This window comes from Ruegeria sp. S263 (assembly GCF_056780525.1).
This window is the reverse complement of sequence record NZ_CM165558.1, coordinates 1,578,646-1,600,388: the sequence shown is the minus strand read 5'-3', so window position 1 is coordinate 1,600,388 and position 21,743 is coordinate 1,578,646. Positions and strand designations below refer to the sequence as shown.

The following is a 21,743-nucleotide window of genomic DNA, read 5'->3' as shown; positions in this document are numbered from 1 at the left end:
ACCGCAGGCAGATGCAGGACGCGAATACTTTGGTACAGGTGGCATCGGGCGCAAACGCCCCGTTGCCCGAACAAAACCACGAAACGCCGCGTGTAGTTCCACGCAAGCTCAGCAACAGGCAAAAGGCTGCGGTCGTCGTGCGCCTTTTGTTGAACGATGGCGCGGATATACCCCTGGAAGAGCTTCCGGATGCGTTGCAGGAAACGCTGACCCACCAACTTGGCCAGATGGGCTTGGTGGACCGCGTAACACTTGACGCGGTCGCACAAGAGTTTGCTGAGGCTTTGGAAAGCGTCGGCCTGTCTTTTCCGCATGGACTTGCGGGGGCTCTGGACGCGGTGAACGGGAAAATTGCACCCACAACGGCAGCGCGCCTGCGCAAGGTCGCAGGTGTGCGTCAGGTTGGTGATCCATGGGAACGCCTGCGCCAGACCCCGCCCGAAAAGTTGGCTGAGATGGTTCAAGCGGAAAGCACCGAAATCGCCGCTGTCATGCTGTCAAAACTTGAAACAGCAATGGCCGCGCAGCTTCTGGGACATCTTCCGGGTCCGGTCGCGCGACGTATTACCTATGCCATTTCAAAAACCGCCAATGTCACCCCCGAGGCCGTTGAACAGATCGGGTGGTCTCTTACGGCGCAGCTCGATCAGCGCCCTGCCACAGCCTTCGCTGACGGGCCCGGGGAGCGCGTAGGCGCCATATTGAACCAATCTGCCGCCGCAATGCGGGACGGATTGCTTGTCGCGCTGGACGAAGAGGATTCGGATTTTGCCAGTATCGTAAGACAGTCGATCTTTACCTTCGCGCATATCCCTGCGCGCCTGATGCCTCGGGATGTACCCGCTGTTTTACGAGGGGTGGACCAGCCCGTATTGGTCACAGCCCTCGCAGGCGCAGAAACCGACGGGGACAAGGCTGCTGTGGATTTTATGTTGTCCAACATGTCGTCGCGCATGGCTGAAAATCTGCGCGACGAAATCGGCGAACGCGGCAAGGTCAAACAGGCCGAGGCCGAAGACGCCATGGCACAAATCGTTGGCGCCGTTCGGGCCTTAGTGGAAGCCGACACCATCACATTGATCAAGGAAGAGAAAGAAGAATAGGCCGACGCGACTGCACAAACCACTGGCTCTGCGTTGAATGCTTGTGGTTACGGGTTCCGGCTTGTATGTCTGACCCGGCAATTTCAAATAGTCGCCGAGACCCCCTGATGCCCGTTGAAAAGTCTGAACTCAGCCGCTTTGAGCTTGGCAAATACTACCTGACAGGCCTATTTCTCAAGGGCGTCGTGGGAACCATGCGGCTTTTGCCTTATGAACGGCGCATCGCTACGATGGGTGCTATCGTGCGCGGTCTTGCCCCTGTAGTGGGCTTCTCGAAACGGGTCCGCAACAACCTGAACCTGACCTGCCCCGAGCTTTCCGAAGCCGAAGTGGCGCGTATTTGCCGTGCCGTTCCCGACAATGCGGGCCGGGCGATCATGGAGCATTTTTCGCCCGAAGGGTTTACTGAGCGTCAGCGCACTGCAAAAATCTCGGGCCCCGGGGTCGAGGCATTTGATGCAGCCATTGCCGAGGGAAAGCCGATCATGATGATCACGGCGCATTTCGGGCACTATCTTGCAGCGCGCGTCGCGCTACAGGCACGAAGCGGAAAAGCAATCGGTTGCCTGTACCGCCGTATGGCGAACCCCTATTTCAACGACATGTATGTGGATGCCTTCTACAAAACCGGAGCTCCGATGTTCGAACAAGGACGCCGTGGCATGGTTGAAATGGTGCGCTCGTTGAAAAAGGGTGAGATCATCGCGATCGTTTCCGATCTCCATGCCCATGGCGGAGAGGAACTGATGTTCTTTGGCAAACCCGCAGTCACATCAGTGCTGAACGCGGAACTTGCGATGAAGTACAAGGCAGTCATGATCCCCTGTTACGCCGTGCGGCAAGAAAATGGGCTGGATTTTGAAATTGTGCTCCACGATCCGGTGCCACACACCGATGCCAAAACGATGACTCAGTACACCAATGACGATCTGGAATCCGTAGTCAGACAGCACATGGGACAGTGGTTCTGGATTCACCGACGCTGGAAACCATGGAACGGGCTTGGGGTTCAACCCCAAGACATGCCCTGATCATTCCACCCGAGCAGCGGCAATGATGGGGCCGTGCCCCACCCTCTGAACAAGAACAACGGCTGGCAGGTCGGATACTAATGAGACGGAAAACTCTTGCGGGGCATCGCCGGTCCACTGACCGGCGATCTGCCAGCTTTCGACCACGTTTGCGTAATCCAGTTCATGCCCGGCCAACTCACCGCGCCGTATCGACGCGTGGCGCATCGGCGAATACTGGACAACCCGAACGTCAAACAGCGCGCCCTTTGGCACATCAACCGGAGTCACGTCGATTGTCACCTGATCCCCTGCATGTTTCGCCGTTACAGATGCCTCGGGCGCTGCCTTCAAATGCGCATCAATCAGTTTGTCCAATTCACGAGATTGCGCGCCAACGACGTCCTGCTGGCCATTGACCACCATCTGCGGCGTATAGATCATTGTCCGACCGCCCTCGCGGGCATAGGCTCTCTGCCGTGTTGTATGACCGGGGTCGGCGTATTCGTCTTTCCAACCAATGTAGTCCCAGTAATCCACGTGCAAGGCCAGGCCGATGACATCCTCTCGGCCTGCAAGATCGTGCATGATCCGATCCGCAGGCGGACACGACGAACACCCCTGAGATGTAAACAACTCGACCACGACAGGATCACTTTCAGCAGCGGCTGACGTAGCCAAAAGCAGGGAAACGAACGCAGTCAACTGAGCGATTCTGGACATTTGGGTCTCAAGATTTTGTACGGTGCCCAGTCGGTTTAAACGGATCGTCGTTCAACCTCCAATCAAGGTTTCTTGAGAGTCTGGACAAAGGCGCCGGGGAAAAATGTGTGCAATGGTATACAAAAAGCAGGGGGTTGAGCGCCTAGAACCTTGAACCGCGCGCTGTGGTAATGCAGATAACCATCAGCGAGTCCCAAAATCCAAGTCATTTGAGAGGGAGGCCAAAATTATGCCCATCAAAGTCGGACAGGATACCGCCAAGACACGTCGCAGCCTGAACGTGAATGGCAAGTCCATCTCTTATTATTCTATCCCCGCGGCGCAGGATGCCGGTCTGGGTGACTTTTCCAAATTGCCAGCCGCGCTGAAAGTGGTGCTAGAGAATATGCTGCGGTTCGAGGATGACGGGTTTTCCGTGTCCGTCGACGACATCAAAGCCTTTGCCGAATGGGGCGCGAATGGCGGTCAGAACCCGCGTGAGATCGCCTATCGCCCGGCCCGCGTGCTGATGCAGGATTTCACCGGCGTTCCGGCGGTGGTTGATCTGGCCGCGATGCGCGATGGCATCAAGGGCTTGGGCGGCGACGCGCAAAAGATCAACCCGCTGAACCCGGTTGATCTGGTCATCGACCACTCGGTCATGATTGATGAGTTCGGCAACCCGCGCGCGTTCCAGATGAACGTGGACCGCGAGTATGAGCGCAACATGGAACGCTATCAGTTTCTGAAGTGGGGCCAGAATGCCTTTAACAACTTCCGCGTTGTGCCCCCCGGAACCGGTATCTGCCATCAGGTGAACCTGGAATATCTGGCCCAAACCGTCTGGACCGACACCGATCAGGACGGCAACGAAGTCGCCTACCCTGACACGCTGGTTGGCACCGACAGCCACACCACCATGGTCAACGGTATGGCCGTTCTGGGCTGGGGCGTTGGCGGGATCGAGGCCGAGGCTGCGATGCTGGGTCAGCCGATCTCGATGCTGATCCCCGAGGTTGTGGGCTTTGAACTGACCGGTGAGATGGTTGAAGGCACAACCGGAACTGATCTGGTGCTGAAAGTGGTTGAAATGCTGCGCGAGAAAGGCGTGGTAGGCAAATTCGTCGAGTTCTACGGCGAGGGTCTGGACTGTCTGCCGCTGGCCGACCGAGCGACCATTGCGAACATGGCCCCGGAATACGGTGCAACCTGCGGCTTCTTCCCAATCGACGGCGAAACGCTGCGCTACATGCGTAATACCGGTCGCGACGAGGATCGTATTGCGCTGGTCGAAGCCTATGCCAAGGAAAACGGGTTCTGGCGCGGCGCGGATTATACGCCGATCTATACCGACACCCTCTCGCTGGATATGGGGACTATTGTCCCCGCGATCTCGGGTCCGAAACGTCCTCAGGACTATGTGGCGTTGACGGATGCGAAGGCCGCGTTCACCAAAGAGATGGCCGAGACATTCAAGCGCCCGATGGGCAAGCAGGTCGAGGTCAAAGGTGAAAACTATGGCATGGAATCGGGCAAGGTCGTGATCGCCTCGATCACTTCTTGCACCAACACGTCGAACCCCTACGTGATGATCGGCGCGGGGCTTGTGGCACGCAAAGCAGCGGCATTGGGTTTGGATCGCAAGCCGTGGGTCAAAACCTCACTGGCGCCGGGGTCGCAGGTCGTCTCCGCCTATCTGGAGGCCGCGGGTCTTCAGAAAGATCTGGACAAGATCGGATTCAACCTTGTTGGTTATGGCTGTACCACATGCATCGGTAACTCAGGTCCAATCCAGAAAGAGATCTCGGAAGCCATCGCCGAGGGCGATCTGGTCGCCACTTCGGTTCTGTCGGGCAATCGCAACTTTGAAGGCCGCATTTCGCCCGATGTGCGCGCCAACTATCTAGCCTCGCCGCCGCTGGTCGTGGTCTACGCACTTGCCGGCACTCTGGACATTGACCTGACGTCGGAACCGATTGGCCAGGACATGAATGGCAACGATGTCTTCATGAAGGATATCTGGCCGTCGACCCAAGAGATTGCCGAACTGGTTGAACAGACAGTGACGCGCGAAGCGTTCCAGTCGAAATACGCCGACGTTTTCAAGGGCGACGAGAAATGGCAGAGCGTCGAGGTTCCGCAGCAGGAAACTTATGACTGGCCACCCGCGTCGACCTACATCCAGAACCCACCCTATTTCCAGGGCATGGGCGCTGAGCCGGGCACCATCTCGAATATCGAAGGAGCCAAGGTTCTGCTGATCCTGGGTGACATGATCACCACCGACCATATCTCACCCGCTGGGTCGTTTGCGACGACAACGCCAGCTGGAAAGTATCTGATCGACCGGCAGGTTCAGCCGCGCGAGTTCAATTCTTACGGGTCGCGCCGCGGCAACCACGAGATCATGATGCGTGGCACCTTCGCCAACATCCGCGTCAAGAATGAGATGTTAGATGGTGTTGAAGGCGGCTACACCAAAGGCCCCGATGGGCAGCAAACCTCGGTCTACGAGGCATCGATGGCTTATCAAGAACAAGGCACCCCGCTGGTTGTCTTTGGCGGTGAACAATATGGCGCGGGTTCTTCGCGGGATTGGGCCGCCAAAGGAACAGCATTGCTGGGCGTCAAGGCCGTAATTGCCGAAAGCTTTGAGCGCATTCACCGTTCGAACCTTGTTGGAATGGGCGTGATCCCGTTCGAATTCACCGGCGGTGACACCCGCAAGACGCTGGGCCTGAAGGGCGACGAGACTGTTTCGATTGAAGGATTGGATGCGGTCGAGCCCCTGCAAGAGGTGCCCTGCACAATCGTCTACGGTGACGGCACCGAGAAAACCATCACTCTGAAGTGCCGCATCGATACCGCGCCCGAGATCGAATACATCGAAAACGGCGGTGTGCTGCAATATGTTCTGCGGAACCTCGCCAAGGCGGGGTGATGGTTGGGTAAGCCCGAACAATAAAGGACGCCTGCGGGCGTCCTTTATTCTTGCGAGGCTCTGCCTCGCGCTCCGAAGTATTTTTCAACAGGAGAAGGGGCGAGGTTTAGTTGGCTGCCGCTTTTTCTAGGGCCGGTCGGATCGTGCTTTCGATCACGCGCTGCGTTATTGGTCCGGGAAACCGCAAGATGATCGTGCCCTGCCCGTCTATGACATAGGTTTCAGGCACGCCGTAAACGCCCCAGTCAAGGCCCAACCGCCCCTGTTCATCCCGTCCAATCCCGGCATAGGGATCGCCCAGTTCGGACAGGAAGCTTTCGGCATTGTTCAACTGATCTTTGTAGTTGATTCCATAAACCGGGATACCCTCATCCGACAGAGCTTGCAGATTAGGATGCTCGACCCGGCAAGGCGCGCACCAACTGGCCCAGTAGTTCACCAACTTGACCTCGCCATCGCGCAGCGTGGCGTCATCAAAGCTGGCTTTGCCGGGAAATTCGGTCAAAACGACGGGCGGCGCCGGATGCCCCTCCAAAGCCGATGGGAGTGTTTCATCAGACCCGCTTTGCAATTGCACCAAGGCTGTGATCGCGAAAATTCCAAAGATCACTGGCGGAGCGATCATCAACGGCGAGATTTTAGCCATTTCGGGTCATCCTGTCCTCGACCTTCTCAAGTTCGGCCCTAACCTTGCGCCCTCGCATTACGCTAAATGCGACCAGCACCACCAACAGGCCGATGGATACGACATAAGACCAGATAACCGTATCGGCGTATTTTCCAAGATCAGGGATCATCCGTTTACCCTTTCCCGTGCCAGCAGTGCCTTGATCCGGCGCGCGCGAATTTCCGTACCCGTGCGGTACAGCACCAGCGCAATGAACAGCAGGACAAACCCGATGATGCACAGAAGCAGCGGGTAGAAATAGATGTTGCTGACCTTTTCTTCTGTATCCTTTCCGGTAATCGCAGCAGCGCGCATTACCGAAGCCCCCTGATGCAGGCCCTGGTTCCAGAAATTCACCGCATAGCGGCTGAGGATCGCAAAGACCGAGCCCACCAGACACAGGACCGATGTCAGGTCGGCGGCTGTATCAGGGTCTTCGATCGCTTCCCAGAGGGCCACGTAGCCCAGGTAGAACAGGAACAGGATCAGGAACGAGGTCAGGCGCGGATCCCACGCCCACCAGGTACCCCACATGGGTTGGCCCCAGATTGCGCCCGTCGCCAATGCGATCAGTGTCATCACGATGCCGATGGGAGCAGCCGCGCGGGCCGCCAGCGCGCTGACATGGTGACGGCGTACCAGCCAGACCAACGAGGTTACCAGCATCATCAGCCAGCAGTTGATCGCCATCAGCGCCGCAGGAACGTGCAGGTAGATGATCTTGACGGTCGAGCCCTGTTTGTAGTCATCCGGCGTAAAAAAAAACCCCCACACCAGCCCCACCACGATGCTCGCGACAGAGGTGATCCAGAAAAACGGCATTACCCGTTCGCTGGTGGCAAGGAACTTGCGCGGATTGGCGTATTCCCAGAGGGCGTTGGCTTTAGCTGCGATAGACATGGGCCTTATCTAGTCCGAGTCGGTTTCGTTCTCAATTGACCTTGGTCAATCTTTAAATGGGTCACCGAAGGTTGATACGCAAAACGGCGGCGCTGGCAAAGGGCAACAGCGCAATTGTCGCGGCGGTGATCCCGGCCAGCATGAGCAGTGGGGTCTGTGTCTCCATCCCCGTGGCACCACGCCGGGCGACTTCGGCGCCAAAGATCAGCGTGGGGACATAAAGCGGCAGGACCAGCAGCGAAAGCAGCAAGCCGCCACGTTTCAGGCCCACGGTCAGGGCAGCGCCGAAGGTTCCGATAACGCTCATGGCCGGGGTGCCGATCAGCAGCGAGATGACCAGCCAGAAATACCCCGGCACCGGCAGGTTCAGCAGAACGCCCAAAAAGGGTGCGGCCAGAACCAGCGGCAGGCCAGTGGTCAGCCAATGGGCCAGAGCCTTGATCGTCACTACCGATTCCAGTGGCAGCGGCGCGGTGGCCAGCAGGTCAAGCGAGCCGTCCTCCCAATCCAGCGCCAGTAGGCGGTCCAGCGATAGCAGGCAGGCAAGCAGCGCGCCTAGCCACAGGATACCCGGCGCGATGGTCGACAACAGCGAGGATTGCGGCCCGACTGAGAAAGGCACCAGCACAGTGACAATCAGGAAGAAGGCCAGTCCCAGGCCAAACCCTCCGCCCGCGCGGAAGGCCAGTTTCAGGTCACGCAGCAGCAGAGCGATCACAGGAAACCTCCGTCGAAATCGTCAATGGGTTTGGCCTTGTTGGGGCCGACATCCAAAACCTCCCCGTCCAGACCGAGGTCGATATGGGTGGCGATCAGGGCCGAGCCCCCCTGCCTCAGATGCGCACGTACGGCATCAGCGAACATTCTCACCGCATTTTTGTCCAGCGATACGGTGGGTTCGTCCAGCATCCAGATCGGCCGCCCCGTGACCAGCATCCGCGCCAACCCTAGCCGCCGCTTTTGTCCGGCCGACAGGTTGCCCGCATGCCGGTCCGATAGCTCATTCAGAGCAAATGCGTCCAATGCAGGCTGTATACCCCTTGTGCCAAAAACCGATGCCCAAAACGCCAAATTCTCGACCACTGTCAGAGTTGGCTTTATCCCGTCAGAATGCGACGCATAGGCGATCTGATCCTCGGCCCCCTCGATTTGACCTGCGATAGGAGGTTGCAGCCCCGCAAGTGTCCGAAGAAGGGTTGTCTTCCCGATCCCGTTCGGGCCGCGCAGGATCAGCGCCTTGCCGGGCTGAAGCGCAAAGTTGAGCCCTTCGAGCACGGGAACGCCCCCTCGGGCGATGGCCAGTTCAGTTACAGTCAGTGTCATGTCCTTCGCTTAACGGATTGCACGAAAGGACAAAAGGAAGGATTTGCAGCAGAACTTGAATAGGGTTTGTGGTGACACTGGAGGAAGCGAGGGGCCTGCCCCGCCGCCAATGGCGCTTGAACCAAAGGCGCGCCTATGCCGGCTCCCCGGGATATTTTTGGCTAGATGAAGACGGATCCCTTAGACAGGGATTAGGGCCAGCGCGACGCGGCGCCCCTCGGACAGCAGTACATTATACGTGCGGCAGGCAGCGGGAGAGCTCATGATCTCGACCCCGATGCCCGCGCTTTCAAGTTTGGTCCGGAGATCGGCCGGAATATGGGCAAGTTCGGCCCCGGTACCGATGAACAGTACATCTATGTGATCGGCCAACGCCAACAATGCGGCTTCGTCCGAATAGCCATTCCAAACCGTTGTCCCCTGAGGGCTGGTCAGAACCGTGCCTTCGTGGATCTCACCGCCAATCCGGAAGAACCCCGGGCCATAGCCGTCAATGGGTACTGCGTTGTTATACGTGATCTCATTCAGGCGCATGGATGCGTTCTAGCCCCAAAGAGGCAGGCCGGACAAGGCCGCAAGCGCAATCGCAAGATAGGCAGCAATGCGATAGGCTTTTTCACGCGAAGGGCGAAACAACCAACCACCGAGCCAATTGCCCAAAAAGTTCGGGATCGCCAGCAGAAATCCCAATGCAGCCGCGGACAGCGTGACCAATCCCATGCCGGACAAATAACCCAAGATCAGGAAATCGAAGGCAAACAGAAAAAGCAAAATAGTGGCGCGGATAACTTCAATCGGCAGAGGGCGAGACATGTAGAAAAGAATGACGGCTGGCCCTGGCAGCCCCGCCACACCGCCCAGAAAACCTGCCGCGGCACCGATGCTCATAACCATCTTTCGACCGACGTGACCGTGATAGCGCAGCCCCGAAATCAAGATCACCAGCATTGCAATCGCCAGAATACTGACCGTATAGCGAAAAACGTCCGGCTCAACTTGGGTCAGCAGCCACAATCCCACAGGCAGCAGTATCGCGCAGCCTCCGACAAGCCGAAGCAAGTCGCCTCGATCGACAGCCCCCCAAGCGCGGCGCAAATTCGGCAGGGGTCCGAAGATATCCATAATGGTCAGGCCGATCAGCGCCCCAAACGGGCCAAGGTAGGGTGTTGCGATCGGTAAAAAGATCAGCGCGGTTCCAAAGCCGGAAAAGCCGCGAACTATACCGCCCAGAAAGGCCGCGAAAATAATGACGGCCAGCCCCGTCGGGGACTGGCCGAAAACATCAGGCATCTACGTTGGCAAACTGGTTGCCCGCCGTGTTCGACGGCTTGGACCAGTCGCGTTTGACCCCCAGCCACAGCAGGATGGTCGACGCCACGAAGACCGAGGAATACGTCCCCACGATCACACCCCAGATCATCGCAAAGACAAAGCCTCGGATGACGTCCCCGCCCAGTACGTACAGCGATATCAGCGCAAGCAGGGTTGTGACCGAGGTCATGACCGTCCGGCTGAGGGTTTCGTTGATCGAGATATTCAGAACCTCTTTCAGCTCTTTCTTTTTGTATTTGCGCAGATTTTCACGGACGCGGTCGAAGACAACCACGGTGTCGTTCAGCGAATAGCCTACGATGGTCAAAAGCGCCGCGATGATGGCCAGATCGAAGCGGATTTGTAGTTCCGAGAAGATACCGATTGTCAGGATCACATCGTGCACAAGTGCGGCGACTGCACCCAAAGCAAACTGCCATTCAAAGCGCAGCCAGATATAGACCAGCACGGCCCCGATCGCGAGGACAACGGCGATCACAGCAGTCTGAATCAACTCACCCGAAACTTTGGGGCCGACGGATTCGACGGATACGAAAACAATGTCCGGGGCCGCCCCTTTTAGCGCTGCTTCTACGGCCGTGACGGTTGCGGCCGAAACAGCCTCGGCATCGACTTGCGCCTGAATACGGATCATTGCGACGTTTTCGTCTTCACCGAAGGTCGGATCGAAAATCTCTGTGATAGTTACATCACCCAATTCCAGCGGCGCAATGGCATCGCGATAAGCGCCTACGTCGATTTCCTGCGCTGATTGGGTGCGGATCGTAGTGCCTCCTCGGAAGTCGATACCGAAGTTCAGCCCTTGCAACAGGAAAGACGTGAAGGCGATCACCATCATCAGCCCCGAGATGCCAAGCCAGATCTTCCAGCGACTGAAGAAATCGAACGAGGTGTTTTGCGGGACAAGTTTCAGTCTCATGATCAAACCTCGATCGTTTTCGGGCGGCGGCGTTCAAACCACATCACGATCATCAGGCGCGTCACGAAGATCGCGGTGAAGACCGAGGTGAGGATACCCAGACCCAGAGTGATGGCAAAGCCGCGCACCGGCCCGCTGCCCATGGCAAACAGGATCACGGCAGTGATGAAGGTGGTCACGTTTGCGTCCAGAATGGCTGACAGTGCCTTTTCATAGCCCAGTTCGATGGCGCGGGCGGGGCCTTTGGCGGATTTCAGTTCCTCGCGGATACGTTCAAAGATCAGCACGTTGGCGTCCACCGCCATACCGACCGTCAGTACGATACCCGCGATCCCCGGCAGGGTCAGCGTGGCCCCGATCATAGACAGAAGGCCAAACAGTAGTCCCACGTTCAGGATCAGCGCGATATTGGCAAAAACACCAAACAGACCATAGCTGAGCGCCATAAAGACCAGCACGGCGACGAATGCCACGATGGTTGCGACCTTACCGGCGTCGATGCTGTCTTGCCCCAGTTCCGGGCCGATGGTGCGTTCTTCCAGGAACTCCAACCCGGCTGGCAAAGCACCCGCACGCAACAGAACAGCCAAATTGGTGCTTTCTTCAACGGTGAAGTTACCGGTGATGATCCCCGATCCGCCCGGAATATGGCTTTGGATGACAGGGGCCGAGATGACCTCATCGTCCAGTACAATCGCAAAGGGCGCACCGATATTTTCCAGCGTATAGTCGCCGAATTTGCGGGCTCCGGACGTGTTGAACCGGAAGTTCACCGCAGGGCGACCGTTCTGGTCGAACGCAGGTTGCGCATCCACCAATTCTTCGCCCGTCACCACGGGCGCAGCGTCAAGCGTGTAATACACGCCATCTTCGTCGATGGACGGGACAACTTTCTCACCCACACCAGCAACCGCATCGGGGTTGGTGCCACGGCTGACAACCGGGTTAAACGTCAGTTGCGCGGTTGTGCCGATAATCTCTTTCAACTCACCCGCGCTGCCGATGCCCGGAACCTGAATCAAAATCCGGTCTGTGCCTTGACGCTGAATCGTCGGCTCTCGGGTGCCGACTTCGTCGATCCGGCGGCGAATGATCTCAAGCGACTGACGCACTGTGCGGTCGTCCGAGGCAAGCTGTTCAGCCTCGGACAATCGCACGATGATCGTGTCACCCTCGGCCCGCGCTTCGATATCCGTTGCGCCTACGCCGGTCAGCGTCTGCACCTGACGGGCCAGTCCGCGCACGACTTCCAGCGCGCGGGACATGCCTTCGGGCTGGCTGATGCGCACCCGAATCTCGTCCGGAGCCGAATCCTGCCGGCGAATAGTGCCAACTGTGCCCCGTTCATCACGCAATGCGTCGCGGATTTCCGGCCACATCGCATCCATGCGGGATTCGTAGACATCGCCAACCTGCACTTCGGCCAGCAGATGCGCGCCCCCACGAAGATCAAGGCCAAGATTGACCAGAGATGACGGCAACCAATTCGGCCATTGCCCCGCCTCGGCCTGCATCTCGGGGGTGTCGATGCCAAGCTCAATTGCGGCCTTGGCATCGTTGGATTGCTCGACGCGCGTGTAAAACGCATTCGGCAGGGCCATCAGCAGACCGATCACACAGACCGCCCAGATCAGAACCCGCTTCCAGGTATCAATTTGCAGCATTACCCTGCCTTTTCAACGAGATGTCGTGCGAAGTTACTTCGCTGGCTCGGTCTTGTTCAGAACCTGCGCAATGGTCGATTTGACCACACGGACCTTGACGCCTTCTGCGATCTCAACCTCGATCTCGTTGTCGCCTTCCTTGACCTTTGACACCTTGCCGATCAGGCCACCCTGGGTGACCACCTGATCGCCCCGGCGCACGGCTTCGACCATGGCCTGATGTTCCTTCATCTTCTTCTGCTGCGGACGGATCAGCAGGAAATACATGATCGCGAAGATCAGGATCAGCGGGAGAAACTGGGCGATTGCGCCACCTTCCATGGGATATTCCTTTTGGTTTGGTCTTGCGGAAGCGCTCCGCAAATTTGGCGAGAACCTATTCTTTGAACCGCCTGTTTGCAAGGAATGGTGGCGCAGGTTTTTTCAATGATTGGCTCATATTAATCACAGTGGCAGGCCGAAGTTGCGACTGCGTTCTAGGAACACCGGATTGGATAGATATAGTTGAGCCGTGGGAGGGCGAATGACGCAATTAATCCATACCCTTGGCCTGTTTCGCCAACTGCTGATTGCAGTCTTATTCTTCGCGTTGCTGGCACCCTTGGCATTTGCGCAGGAAACGGACACGCAAACCGAAATTGCCGAAGAACAATCTGATACGTTCAAAGCCCCCGTGATCGTGGATGGCGATACGCTGTTTTTTCTAAGGGGTTCAAGCGCCCTTCCCGCGCAAGAGCGAGCCGAAACCGTTCAGGACAACATCGTCAAAGCGGCCGAATCCTCCGACAGCCCGACCGTGACGATTGCCTACGAGGAAACGGATCTTGGCACCCGCATCCTTGTTGACGGTTTTGCGGTTTCAGTGGTCACCGTCGCCGATTCCGAACTGGAACAAATGGAGCTGGACGTTCTCAGCTTCCTCCATGGTGAAGCGATCGAAGATGCAATCGTGGCATACAGGGCCAATCGGACCGACCAGGCGCGAGTGTCCGGCGCAATCGAAGCCATCGCATGGACTGCCGGTTTTGCAGCATTCGTCGCCCTGATCCTTTGGATACATCGACGGATCAGACGCCGAACCGTAAAATTCGTGAAGCGTCATCTTAGAGATGTCGAGACCGCCACAGCTAAAAGCGTTCAGGCCGAAGCAATCGCAGCCTTAGTACGGTACGGGCTGAACTTCGTCCTGCTCGTGATTTTCTTCCTTGGGTTCTACTACTACCTGTCTTTCGTCCTGCTGGCCTTTGCCGAGACTCGGTATTTCGCCCAATTATTGTTGACGTACCTGACCGAGCCGGTTCTTCTGATCTTCAAGGGGATCATCAGCTATATCCCCAACCTGATCATGCTTGCGCTGATCTCGTGGGTGGCGATGTACATCATCAAGGGAATGCGCGTTTTCTTCGATGCCGTCGAGGCCGGCACATTCGACATGGGCGATTTCGAGCGTCACTGGGTCAACCCGACCTTCAACATCGCCCGCGTCGTCGTCATCCTGATCGCGCTTGTATTTGCCGTGCCTTACATCCCCGGTTCAGATTCTGCCGCCTTCCAAGGGTTGACTATTCTGGTCGGCGCGATGCTTTCGCTGGGTGCGAACTCGGTCGTATCAAACATGCTAGCCGGGCTGTTCGTGATCTATCGCCGGTCAACCTCAATCGGGGATCGGATTCAAATCGGCGATCACATCGGCGATGTCGTCCAGATCAAGCTGATGGAAACACATCTGAAGTCGATAAAGAACGAGCTGATCTCGATCCCCAACGCGCAGCTTATGAATTCGGATGTGGTGAACTTCTCCAAGAAAACCGACGGCAGCGGGTTGCTTTTGCACACCACCGTGGGAATCGGATACGAGGAACCGCCTGAAAAAGTTGAGGCCATGCTGATCGAAGCAGCAAGCCGCACCAAGGGGATCAAGGCCAAGCCGGAACCTTTTGTTTTATGGACGGCTTTGGCCGATTACGCGATCAACTATCAGATCAACGGATATTCGACGCGCGGCAGTATTATCCCAAAGATCCGCTCGGACCTGCATCGCAACATCGTCGCTGTGTTCAATGAGAACAACGTGCAGATCATGACGCCCTCTTACATGGCTGACCCGCCCGAACCGAAAATCCCGACCGAGGACTGGAACGGGCATCTGGCGCATGAAACCCACGAGGACACCGATAAGTCGTAACCGGTGCTACACCCCGCCTTTCAGATGGTGCATAAGCGGTTTCAGTGATTCACGCATTCAAGGACCTGAACCATGCACGACATCCGCGCCATTCGCGAAAACCCAGCCGCCTTCGACGCCGCACTTGCGCGCCGTGGGGACGCGCCGGTGTCGTCAGACCTGTTGCGGTTGGACGAAAGCCGCCGCGCCAAGATTTTGGCGGCTGAGACCGCGCAGGCCGAACAGAACAAGGCCAGCAAAGAAGTCGGCGCTGCCAAGGGTCGCGGTGATGAGGCCGAATTCGAGCGTTTGAGGGCTCTGGTCGCCGAAAAGAAGGCCGAAGTCGCCCGGATGCAGACCGAAGCTAAGGATCTGGACGCGCTGTTGACAGATCAATTGATCCGCATCGCCAACCTACCCGCCGAGGATGTGCCCGAAGGCGCAGATGAAAACGACAATGTCGAGGTGAACCGCTGGGGCACCCCGCGCGAACTGGACTTTGCCCCGAAAGAGCATTTTGAGGTTGAGGCCGTCCAAACCGGCATGGATTTCGAGACCGCTGCCAAACTGTCCGGCTCGCGCTTTGTATTGCTGTCGGGCGGCGTTGCACGCATCCACCGCGCGTTGGCGCAGTTCATGCTGGACACGCATATCAACGAAAACGAGTTGACCGAGGTCAACGGTCCCGTTCTGGTTCTGTCCGAGATGATGCAGGGCACTGGCCAGTTGCCGAAATTCGGCGAAGACAGCTATCAGACCCGTGAAGGTTGGTGGCTGATCCCGACCTCCGAAGTCTCGCTGACCAACATCGTGAACGACACGATGATCGAGGAAAGCTACCTGCCCCGCCGCTATACCGCGCATTCGCTGTGCTTCCGGTCCGAGGCAGGCAGCGCGGGCAAGGACACCCGCGGGATGTTGCGCCAGCACCAATTCGAGAAAGTTGAGATGGTCTCGGTCACGCACCCGGACAATTCCGACGATGAACAAAAGCGTATGTTGCGGTGCGCTGAAGGGATTCTTGAGAAACTGGGCGTCCCGTATCGCACTGTGATCCTGTGTACCGGCGATATGGGCTTCGGCGCACGCCGTACCTATGACATCGAAGCATGGCTGCCCGGTCAGGGCACGTATCGCGAGATCAGCTCGGTTTCGACCTGCGGCGATTTTCAGGCCCGCCGCATGAATGCGCGCTTCCGGCCCGAAGGTGGCGGCAAACCGGAATATGTCCACACGCTGAACGGCTCGGGCCTGGCGGTGGGGCGCTGCCTGATCGCGGTGCTGGAAAACGGCCAGAACTCCGATGGCACTGTCACCCTGCCCGAGGTGTTGGCCCCATATTTGGGCGGTAAGCTGACGCTGCAACTGGACGGCACTCTGGCATAAGAAAACCGACGCGCCACAGCCGCCGGTTTCTATTCGATCAAAGGCGAGGAAGGCTTACTTCTTCGCTTTTTTCTTGTCCTTCTTCTTATCGCTCTTTTTGGCGTCTTTCTTCTTGTCGCCCTTTTTCTTATCGTCTTTCTTCTTACCGTCCTTTTTGGACTTTTTATCCTTTTTCGCCTTGGCCTTTACCTTGTCCTTGGCTTTCGAGAACACAGCCTCCATTTCGGCGCGCTTCTTGGCAGCTTTCTCAGCCTTGGCTTTGGCCTTTGCCTTCTTCTTGGCTTTAGCCTCTGCCATCGCAGCCGCTGCTTTTTCTTCGGCTGCTTTACGGGCCGCTTCCTCGGCTCGCTTTTCTGCTGCGGCGGCGGCCACGGTTTTACGCGCGGCTGGCTTTCGGGCCGCAGGTTTTCGCGAAGGCGCACGGCGCGTCGCCGGCTTCGCAGCGGGTTTGGCTGCGATCGCCTGTTTCGCGGCGGCGATCAGCACTGGCGCACGTGCCGCACCTATTCGAGGGACTTTGACCAGAGCGTCGGGGGTTGCCTTGGCGATGGCTTCGGCAGTTTTGAAGCCATTGGCGGTCAGCAATTGGCCAAGCGCCTCACCTACACCATTTACGTCGGTCACTGCGGTCATTCTTTGTCCTTTCAGTTTCTCCCTGCACATACGTATATACGCTGGATATACGCATCCACAAGACAGGGTAACACGTAGATCCCGATCGGGCGTCAATTACTGTGGGCAAGCCCGGCAGACCGATCCTTTTTGGGAAACGGAACAAGGCGCTTTGCGTCCTCATCCCACAATTTCAGGTTCAGGGCCGCGACCGCCTCGGGGAATTTGATACGCCGCGGGGTGTATTCCGGTGGCAGGTTATAATGACATGCACGCAGTCGATACGACGGAATACGTGCGTTGAAGTGGTGAATATCGTGTAACGTGATGCAGGCCACGGCATTGTCAAACCACCAGCCGAAATCCAGCGCCGACGATCCTTGCAACGCTGCCAGCTTGGGGTCCAAATCCGGGCGGCGGTCCCAATAAGTGTCCTCGAAATTGTGTTGCAGGTAGACAAGGAACACACCCAACATCCCGCCCAAAAGGGAAAATACAAGCCAGACCAGAATACCGGTCATCCCTGCGATCAAATAAAGCAGCCCAAGGAACACAACAATTGACAGGTTGTGCAACAGGACACCCGTGACACCAAACCGGACTGTATTCTTGGGCCAGCGGTACCGGATGAAATAGGTAAACAGCGCGCCCACCGGGACAAGGATAAACGGGTTGCGGTAAAGGCGATAGAACAACCGCGCCTTCCAATCCGCCTCATTCCACTCGCGCACAGTCATCGTATGAATCTCGCCGGTCTCGCGATGTTCGAGGTTGCCGATGCCCGAATGATGAAGGTTATGGTTTTGCTTCATCACTTCAAACGGAGCAAATGTGAACGGAGACAGCCCATGCCCGGCCCATTCATTCTGTTGACGCGTTTCAAACAGGGAATGGTGCCCACAGTCATGTTGCAGAACGTAAAGACGCACAGCCGAGAACGCGAAGACGATTCCGGCGGGGACCATGATGTACCAGCGATCCACATAGATGATCGCCAAAGCCAGCGATGCAAAATACACCGCAAAAGTCCCGAAGTAACTTAGCGCGGCCAGACGATTATCTTGCACCGCATATTGCCTAGTGTATTCCCTCAAATCCATAACGTCCGCTCCCCACGATGGCCCGCTTCAATATGGGTTCGAAACTGTGTGCGGAAACTCCGCAAACAAGCAGCGCGTGCGAAAACAAATGCACGCACCTGAATGCTAGCGCGGGGAACTCGGGCTGTCACGCCCCTGAGCCAAAAATGCTGAAAATTGGCGCAGTTACGCGCGGCCCTTGAGATGCTTTGCCAGCGCGCCCGCGTTTTTCTTGCGGCGTCCCTTATAGGGGTTCTTGTCGCCCTGCCCACGCAACGTCAGGCGGATCGGAGTGCCCGGCATATCAAAATCCTCGCGCAGTCCGTTGACCAGATACCGGTTATAGCTTTCGGGCATCTTGTCAGGGTGCGAGCACATGACGACAAATCCAGGTGGGCGGGTTTTGGCCTGAGTCATATAACGCAGCTTGATGCGACGGCCTTGCGGTGCTGGAGGTGGATGTTGTTCCAGCATTACAGTCAGCCAGCGGTTTAGCGCAGCGGTCGGCACACGACGATTCCACACGTCATGGGCGCGCAGGATGGCGGCACGCAGACGTTCCAAACCCCTGCCCGTCTTGGCTGACACGGTAATCAACGGCGCGCCGCGCAGTTGCGGAAGAAGGCGTTCAAAGGATTCTTTGAGGTCGCGCAGCTTTTCTTGCTTGTCCTCTTCGATGTCCCATTTGTTCACGGCGACGACCACAGCACGCCCTTCGCGCTCTGCCAGATCCGCAATTCGCAGGTCTTGCTGTTCAAACGGAATAGCCGCATCCAGCAGGACCACCACGACCTCGGCAAACTTCACGGCACGCAGACCGTCCGAGACCGACAGTTTTTCCAGCTTTTCCTGCACCTTGGCCTTTTTGCGCATCCCGGCGGTGTCGAAAATGCGCATCGGGGTGCTGTTGCCATCTGGGTCGGCCCAGTCGATCCGAAGGCTGATCGCGTCGCGGGTGATCCCGGCCTCGGGGCCGGTCAGCAGGCGATCTTCACCCATGATCTTGTTGATCAGCGTGGATTTCCCGGCATTCGGACGGCCCACAACGGCGACCTGCAACGGCTTGTCAGCGGTGATGAGCGGCGTTTCGCCCTCGCCATCCTCATCCAATTCGATATCGGTTTCCGGCGCATCATCCTGCGCCTTTTCAGCCGCAGCGTCGGCCAGAGGCATCAATTGCGCATAAAGGTCTGTCATCCCCTCGCCATGCTCGCCGGACAAACGCACCGGTTCGCCAAGGCCAAGGTTATAGGCCTCAAGCACACCTGCATCCGCCGCACTGCCTTCTGCCTTGTTGGCCGCAAGGATAACGTGTTTGGAGCGCTTGCGCAGGATTTCGGCGAACATCTCATCCGTCGGCGTCAGCCCCACCCGCGCGTCGATCATGAACAGGCACACGTCGGCCATATCCACGGCGCCTTCTGTAAGGCGACGCATCCGGCCCTGCAGGCTATCGTCAGTCGCATCCTCAAGCCCAGCGGTGTCGATCACGGTGAACCGCAGATCGCCCAAGCGCCCTTCGCCTTCGCGCAGGTCACGCGTCACGCCGGGTTGGTCGTCGACCAAAGCAAGACGTTTACCCACAAGGCGGTTGAACAGGGTGGATTTGCCCACATTGGGGCGCCCCACAATGGCGAGGGTCAGCGACATGATACTCAACTTTCAAGACTCAGACGCGCCCTTTAGCGCATCTTTCGGTCAACGGAAAGCGTGTAGATCACCTTTGGTGGACACGACATAAAGCGTCTGCCCGGCAACAACCGGTGCCGTGGTCGCACCGCCGGGTACTTCGACGCGGTGCACAAGGGTGCCGTCAACCGGGCTGAAGAACCGAAGGTATCCATCATTGGATGCAATCACCAGACGCCCCCCAGCCATGATCGGCCCGTAATGCGCCACAATGGGGCCCCGGCGATTAGGCTTGTCCTTCACAAAGCCGGGCAAGTCCTGCGCCCAGACAACTTCACCCGTCGCAGCATCCAGACGAATAAGCTGACTGCGGTCACTGATTTGGAAAAGGCTGTTCCCGGCGGGCCAAACGGTATCGACCGCACCCTCATCCGCCGTCCATTTCCGCTCGCCCGAGCTTGCATCAAAGGCCACGGTCCGGCCCGAGTGGTTCCCAATAAAGATCGTATCACCAGACACCATCGGACCACCGGTCACGTCAATGATCTGAGCTGCGGCCCGACCCCGCCGTCCTCCGGCGACCGAGGCGTTCCACCGACGGATACCGCCCTTGCGGAAGGTTGCGGAAACATCACCAGACCCGAACGCGAAGACCGCGAATTCGGACGCGATCACAGGCGCAGGCGCGCCCAGCACATTGCCGACGCTTGGCGTGCCTTGAATCTGCCACGCGATGCGGCCGTCTTTGGTATCAATGGCCCAACCGGTTTCATCACCGGCCACAAGATACAACAGGCCACCATTCACCAGCGGAGCGCCGCTGCCAGTCGCATTCAGACGTTTTTGCCACCGGATTGCCCCTGATCTGGCATCCAGCGCGGTCAGCCGCCCAAATCCCGACGAGACATATAATACACCATCGGCATAAGCGATGCCGCCGCCAGTCGCGTCCGAGTCACCGTCCGAAGCAGGAATAAGATCCGTGCTCCAGACCCGCTGACCCTGGGGCGAAACGGCGGAAACCGTCGCCCCGGAATCGAGCGTGTAGATCAATCCACCGGCAACGACCGGTTCCGCCGTGATTCGCTGCTTGCGCGAGTCGCCTTTGCCGATCGATGCGGACCAGACCCGCTGTGGCGTGGCCCGAAGTTGAGCGTTCGTCGTGCGAAACGCTGCCGTTCCCGGGCTTTGCGGCCAACTTGCATTCGCCTTCTGAGTCGGCAGGCTGATTGGCTTAGACCCGCGCTTCTCGACGGTTTCCGTATCCGCCGCAGGACGGATGTCTTCGCGCGGACCGGGCAGGATGACTTCGGGTTCCTCACAAGCCGCGAGAACGGTCAGGGATACAGCCGCAACCGACAATCCAACTCGGGAAAGAAGATTTGTTACCATGGTTTTCCGAACTCGCCTGCCATTATTCGTTACGCTGCGGATCATCCCTGCCGGGCTACCAACGGTTCGGGTTCACCCCCAAGTGCCACGATCAACTGGGCTGCGCGCTGCTGAAGGTCAACGCCAATCTCGGCGTCCTGCCGTAGCGCCTGCAATCTTTCGATAGCGGCGTCGACATTGCCTTCGGATACGTCGATTAGGGCCAGTTGTTCTTCGGCCAGCAACCTAAGCGGAGCGCCGGGCGCAGCCAAAGCCTCAAACTGCTGACGCCGGTCTGCCGGGGGCAGGGTGTCGCTTTGCAGAAGCAACGCCTTGAAGGTTGCGATCGCGCGATAGATTTCCGGCAGATCGCCCTGAACCGCAATCGCATTCAGGCTGTTCACAGCCTCTTCCACCGAACCGGCCTCGAATTGGGACGCAGACAACAGCATATCTACTACCGCATCGCCACCCGGTGAAGCCGCCGCGACGCTTTCCAGGCTACCGGCCCGTTCAGCCGAGTCATTCTGAGCTAGCGCCGAAAGAATCGCATCGCCCAGTTCTTCGGCCTGCGACGTCGCGCGTGCTTTGCGGATTTCATTGAATGCGGCGCCGCCAACAATCAAGACAACCGCCAGCACACCAACCCATCCCCACCGGCGCAGCAGCAGAAACAGACGGTCACGGCGCACCTCTTCGGTCACCTCATCAATAAAACTGTCGACGTCGCTCATCCCTGCGCTCCGGGCTAATTCAATTACGTATGGCGCAATGTCATACCCCGGCGACCTTGCCAAGCCAAGGGTGCGATTTTGGGCATTTAAGGCGGGTTGAACACCGCTTGCGGAAAAAAACAAACCGAACTATTCAGTTCAGTGTGGAAAAGATACATAATGCGCCCCACATTTAAGATTAGGCGCCGTAGAAATCCGGGCGAAGAA

The 21,743-nt window shown here is 57.8% G+C and carries 21 protein-coding genes; 5 read left to right on the top strand and 16 right to left on the bottom strand.

The genetic code is table 11. The annotated features are described in order from the left end of the window. Positions 1-11 precede the first annotated feature (11 nt). Both ACT2B1_RS07995 and ACT2B1_RS07990 read left to right on the top strand, forming a co-directional pair. Entirely contained in the window at positions 12-1,103 is a 1,092-nt protein-coding gene (locus ACT2B1_RS07995) for a flagellar motor switch protein FliG (RefSeq protein WP_481668908.1), read from the top strand. 107 nt (positions 1,104-1,210) lie between these two features. Then, positions 1,211-2,134: a lysophospholipid acyltransferase family protein gene (locus ACT2B1_RS07990; RefSeq protein WP_171122145.1), complete on the top strand. Its 924-nt coding sequence runs from the start codon at positions 1,211-1,213 to the stop codon at positions 2,132-2,134. On the opposite strand, the gene ACT2B1_RS07985 is transcribed toward ACT2B1_RS07990, so the two are convergent. Next, positions 2,135-2,836, bottom strand: a complete 702-nt coding sequence (locus ACT2B1_RS07985) for a DUF1223 domain-containing protein (protein WP_171240575.1) — start codon at positions 2,834-2,836, stop codon at positions 2,135-2,137. A 229-nt stretch (positions 2,837-3,065) separates the two neighbouring features. Between ACT2B1_RS07985 and acnA the strand changes: the two genes are divergently transcribed. Beyond that, positions 3,066-5,756 carry an aconitate hydratase AcnA gene (gene acnA, locus ACT2B1_RS07980; protein ID WP_171240574.1) on the top strand — a complete coding sequence of 897 codons (2,691 nt, stop codon included), beginning with the start codon at positions 3,066-3,068 and terminating at the stop codon, positions 5,754-5,756. Between the two features lie 106 nt (positions 5,757-5,862). Here the strand turns inward: acnA and ACT2B1_RS07975 are convergent, their stop codons facing one another. From ACT2B1_RS07975 to yajC, 10 genes are all read right to left on the bottom strand, one after another. After that, a complete protein-coding gene (locus ACT2B1_RS07975) occupies positions 5,863-6,402 on the bottom strand; it encodes a DsbE family thiol:disulfide interchange protein (protein ID WP_171126513.1) in 540 nt (179 codons plus the stop codon). After that, positions 6,395-6,553: a heme exporter protein CcmD gene (ccmD, locus tag ACT2B1_RS07970; protein WP_171240573.1), complete on the bottom strand. Its 159-nt coding sequence runs from the start codon at positions 6,551-6,553 to the stop codon at positions 6,395-6,397. Before ccmD ends, ACT2B1_RS07975 begins: the two co-directional genes overlap by 8 nt. Beyond that, on the bottom strand, positions 6,550-7,323 hold the full coding sequence (locus ACT2B1_RS07965; protein WP_481668907.1) for a heme ABC transporter permease: 774 nt from the start codon (positions 7,321-7,323) through the stop codon (positions 6,550-6,552). Before ACT2B1_RS07965 ends, ccmD begins: the two co-directional genes overlap by 4 nt. A 61-nt stretch (positions 7,324-7,384) precedes the next feature. Continuing rightward, positions 7,385-8,041, bottom strand: a complete 657-nt coding sequence (gene ccmB, locus ACT2B1_RS07960) for a heme exporter protein CcmB (RefSeq protein WP_171126510.1) — start codon at positions 8,039-8,041, stop codon at positions 7,385-7,387. Further along, on the bottom strand, positions 8,038-8,646 hold the full coding sequence (gene ccmA / locus ACT2B1_RS07955) for a heme ABC exporter ATP-binding protein CcmA (RefSeq protein WP_171240572.1): 609 nt from the start codon (positions 8,644-8,646) through the stop codon (positions 8,038-8,040). The genes ccmB and ccmA overlap by 4 nt, the downstream gene beginning before the upstream one ends. Positions 8,647-8,826: 180 nt before the next feature. Beyond that, a complete protein-coding gene (locus ACT2B1_RS07950; protein WP_171122137.1) occupies positions 8,827-9,180 on the bottom strand; it encodes an Mth938-like domain-containing protein in 354 nt (117 codons plus the stop codon). Between the two features lie 9 nt (positions 9,181-9,189). Next, on the bottom strand, positions 9,190-9,936 hold the full coding sequence (locus tag ACT2B1_RS07945) for a sulfite exporter TauE/SafE family protein (protein ID WP_171122136.1): 747 nt from the start codon (positions 9,934-9,936) through the stop codon (positions 9,190-9,192). Continuing rightward, the gene (secF, locus tag ACT2B1_RS07940) at positions 9,929-10,897 is read right to left on the bottom strand and encodes a protein translocase subunit SecF (RefSeq protein ID WP_171122135.1); all 969 of its coding nucleotides are present in this window, start codon (positions 10,895-10,897) and stop codon (positions 9,929-9,931) included. Before secF ends, ACT2B1_RS07945 begins: the two co-directional genes overlap by 8 nt. Before the next feature lie 2 nt (positions 10,898-10,899). Continuing rightward, the gene (gene secD, locus ACT2B1_RS07935; RefSeq protein WP_171122134.1) at positions 10,900-12,561 is read right to left on the bottom strand and encodes a protein translocase subunit SecD; all 1,662 of its coding nucleotides are present in this window, start codon (positions 12,559-12,561) and stop codon (positions 10,900-10,902) included. 33 nt (positions 12,562-12,594) lie between these two features. After that, positions 12,595-12,882, bottom strand: coding sequence for a preprotein translocase subunit YajC (yajC, locus tag ACT2B1_RS07930; RefSeq protein ID WP_155151194.1), 288 nt, complete (start codon positions 12,880-12,882; stop codon positions 12,595-12,597). A gap of 202 nt (positions 12,883-13,084) precedes the next feature. Here yajC and ACT2B1_RS07925 point away from each other — a divergent pair, with 202 nt between their 5' ends. Together ACT2B1_RS07925 and serS are read left to right on the top strand one after the other, a co-directional pair. Next, positions 13,085-14,746, top strand: a complete 1,662-nt coding sequence (locus ACT2B1_RS07925) for a mechanosensitive ion channel family protein (protein WP_171122133.1) — start codon at positions 13,085-13,087, stop codon at positions 14,744-14,746. 72 nt (positions 14,747-14,818) lie between these two features. Continuing rightward, the gene (gene serS, locus ACT2B1_RS07920) at positions 14,819-16,111 is read left to right on the top strand and encodes a serine--tRNA ligase (protein ID WP_171240571.1); all 1,293 of its coding nucleotides are present in this window, start codon (positions 14,819-14,821) and stop codon (positions 16,109-16,111) included. A gap of 54 nt (positions 16,112-16,165) precedes the next feature. Here the strand turns inward: serS and ACT2B1_RS07915 are convergent, their stop codons facing one another. The 5 genes from ACT2B1_RS07915 to ACT2B1_RS07895 form a co-directional block, all read right to left on the bottom strand. After that, positions 16,166-16,744, bottom strand: a complete 579-nt coding sequence (locus ACT2B1_RS07915) for a helix-hairpin-helix domain-containing protein (RefSeq protein ID WP_171240570.1) — start codon at positions 16,742-16,744, stop codon at positions 16,166-16,168. Positions 16,745-16,836: 92 nt separating this feature from the next. After that, positions 16,837-17,823: a fatty acid desaturase gene (locus ACT2B1_RS07910; protein WP_171122130.1), complete on the bottom strand. Its 987-nt coding sequence runs from the start codon at positions 17,821-17,823 to the stop codon at positions 16,837-16,839. A 165-nt stretch (positions 17,824-17,988) separates the two neighbouring features. Next, positions 17,989-19,452 (bottom strand): ribosome biogenesis GTPase Der, encoded by a 1,464-nt coding sequence (der, locus tag ACT2B1_RS07905; protein WP_481668906.1) that lies wholly within the window; start codon positions 19,450-19,452, stop codon positions 17,989-17,991. 48 nt (positions 19,453-19,500) lie between these two features. Further along, positions 19,501-20,823: a PQQ-like beta-propeller repeat protein gene (locus tag ACT2B1_RS07900; protein ID WP_481668905.1), complete on the bottom strand. Its 1,323-nt coding sequence runs from the start codon at positions 20,821-20,823 to the stop codon at positions 19,501-19,503. A gap of 41 nt (positions 20,824-20,864) precedes the next feature. Then, entirely contained in the window at positions 20,865-21,536 is a 672-nt protein-coding gene (locus tag ACT2B1_RS07895) for a hypothetical protein (RefSeq protein ID WP_171240568.1), read from the bottom strand. Positions 21,537-21,743 lie beyond the last annotated feature (207 nt).

What these genes read in the sequence shown, in the direction of transcription:
- secD (WP_171122134.1), bottom strand. Translation starts at nt 12,561, where the DNA reads ATGCTGCAAATTGATACCTGGAAGCGGGTTCTGATCTGGGCGGTCTGT.
- yajC (WP_155151194.1), bottom strand. Translation starts at nt 12,882, where the DNA reads ATGGAAGGTGGCGCAATCGCCCAGTTTCTCCCGCTGATCCTGATCTTC.
- ACT2B1_RS07945 (WP_171122136.1), bottom strand. Translation starts at nt 9,936, where the DNA reads ATGCCTGATGTTTTCGGCCAGTCCCCGACGGGGCTGGCCGTCATTATT.
- ACT2B1_RS07900 (WP_481668905.1), bottom strand. Translation starts at nt 20,823, where the DNA reads ATGGTAACAAATCTTCTTTCCCGAGTTGGATTGTCGGTTGCGGCTGTA.
- serS (WP_171240571.1), top strand. Translation starts at nt 14,819, where the DNA reads ATGCACGACATCCGCGCCATTCGCGAAAACCCAGCCGCCTTCGACGCC.
- ACT2B1_RS07925 (WP_171122133.1), top strand. Translation starts at nt 13,085, where the DNA reads ATGACGCAATTAATCCATACCCTTGGCCTGTTTCGCCAACTGCTGATT.
- ACT2B1_RS07895 (WP_171240568.1), bottom strand. Translation starts at nt 21,536, where the DNA reads ATGAGCGACGTCGACAGTTTTATTGATGAGGTGACCGAAGAGGTGCGC.
- ACT2B1_RS07985 (WP_171240575.1), bottom strand. Translation starts at nt 2,836, where the DNA reads ATGTCCAGAATCGCTCAGTTGACTGCGTTCGTTTCCCTGCTTTTGGCT.
- ccmD (WP_171240573.1), bottom strand. Translation starts at nt 6,553, where the DNA reads ATGATCCCTGATCTTGGAAAATACGCCGATACGGTTATCTGGTCTTAT.
- secF (WP_171122135.1), bottom strand. Translation starts at nt 10,897, where the DNA reads ATGAGACTGAAACTTGTCCCGCAAAACACCTCGTTCGATTTCTTCAGT.
- der (WP_481668906.1), bottom strand. Translation starts at nt 19,452, where the DNA reads ATGTCGCTGACCCTCGCCATTGTGGGGCGCCCCAATGTGGGCAAATCC.
- ACT2B1_RS07990 (WP_171122145.1), top strand. Translation starts at nt 1,211, where the DNA reads ATGCCCGTTGAAAAGTCTGAACTCAGCCGCTTTGAGCTTGGCAAATAC.
- ACT2B1_RS07950 (WP_171122137.1), bottom strand. Translation starts at nt 9,180, where the DNA reads ATGCGCCTGAATGAGATCACGTATAACAACGCAGTACCCATTGACGGC.
- acnA (WP_171240574.1), top strand. Translation starts at nt 3,066, where the DNA reads ATGCCCATCAAAGTCGGACAGGATACCGCCAAGACACGTCGCAGCCTG.
- ACT2B1_RS07910 (WP_171122130.1), bottom strand. Translation starts at nt 17,823, where the DNA reads ATGGATTTGAGGGAATACACTAGGCAATATGCGGTGCAAGATAATCGT.
- ACT2B1_RS07995 (WP_481668908.1), top strand. Translation starts at nt 12, where the DNA reads ATGCAGGACGCGAATACTTTGGTACAGGTGGCATCGGGCGCAAACGCC.
- ccmA (WP_171240572.1), bottom strand. Translation starts at nt 8,646, where the DNA reads ATGACACTGACTGTAACTGAACTGGCCATCGCCCGAGGGGGCGTTCCC.
- ACT2B1_RS07915 (WP_171240570.1), bottom strand. Translation starts at nt 16,744, where the DNA reads ATGACCGCAGTGACCGACGTAAATGGTGTAGGTGAGGCGCTTGGCCAA.
- ACT2B1_RS07975 (WP_171126513.1), bottom strand. Translation starts at nt 6,402, where the DNA reads ATGGCTAAAATCTCGCCGTTGATGATCGCTCCGCCAGTGATCTTTGGA.
- ACT2B1_RS07965 (WP_481668907.1), bottom strand. Translation starts at nt 7,323, where the DNA reads ATGTCTATCGCAGCTAAAGCCAACGCCCTCTGGGAATACGCCAATCCG.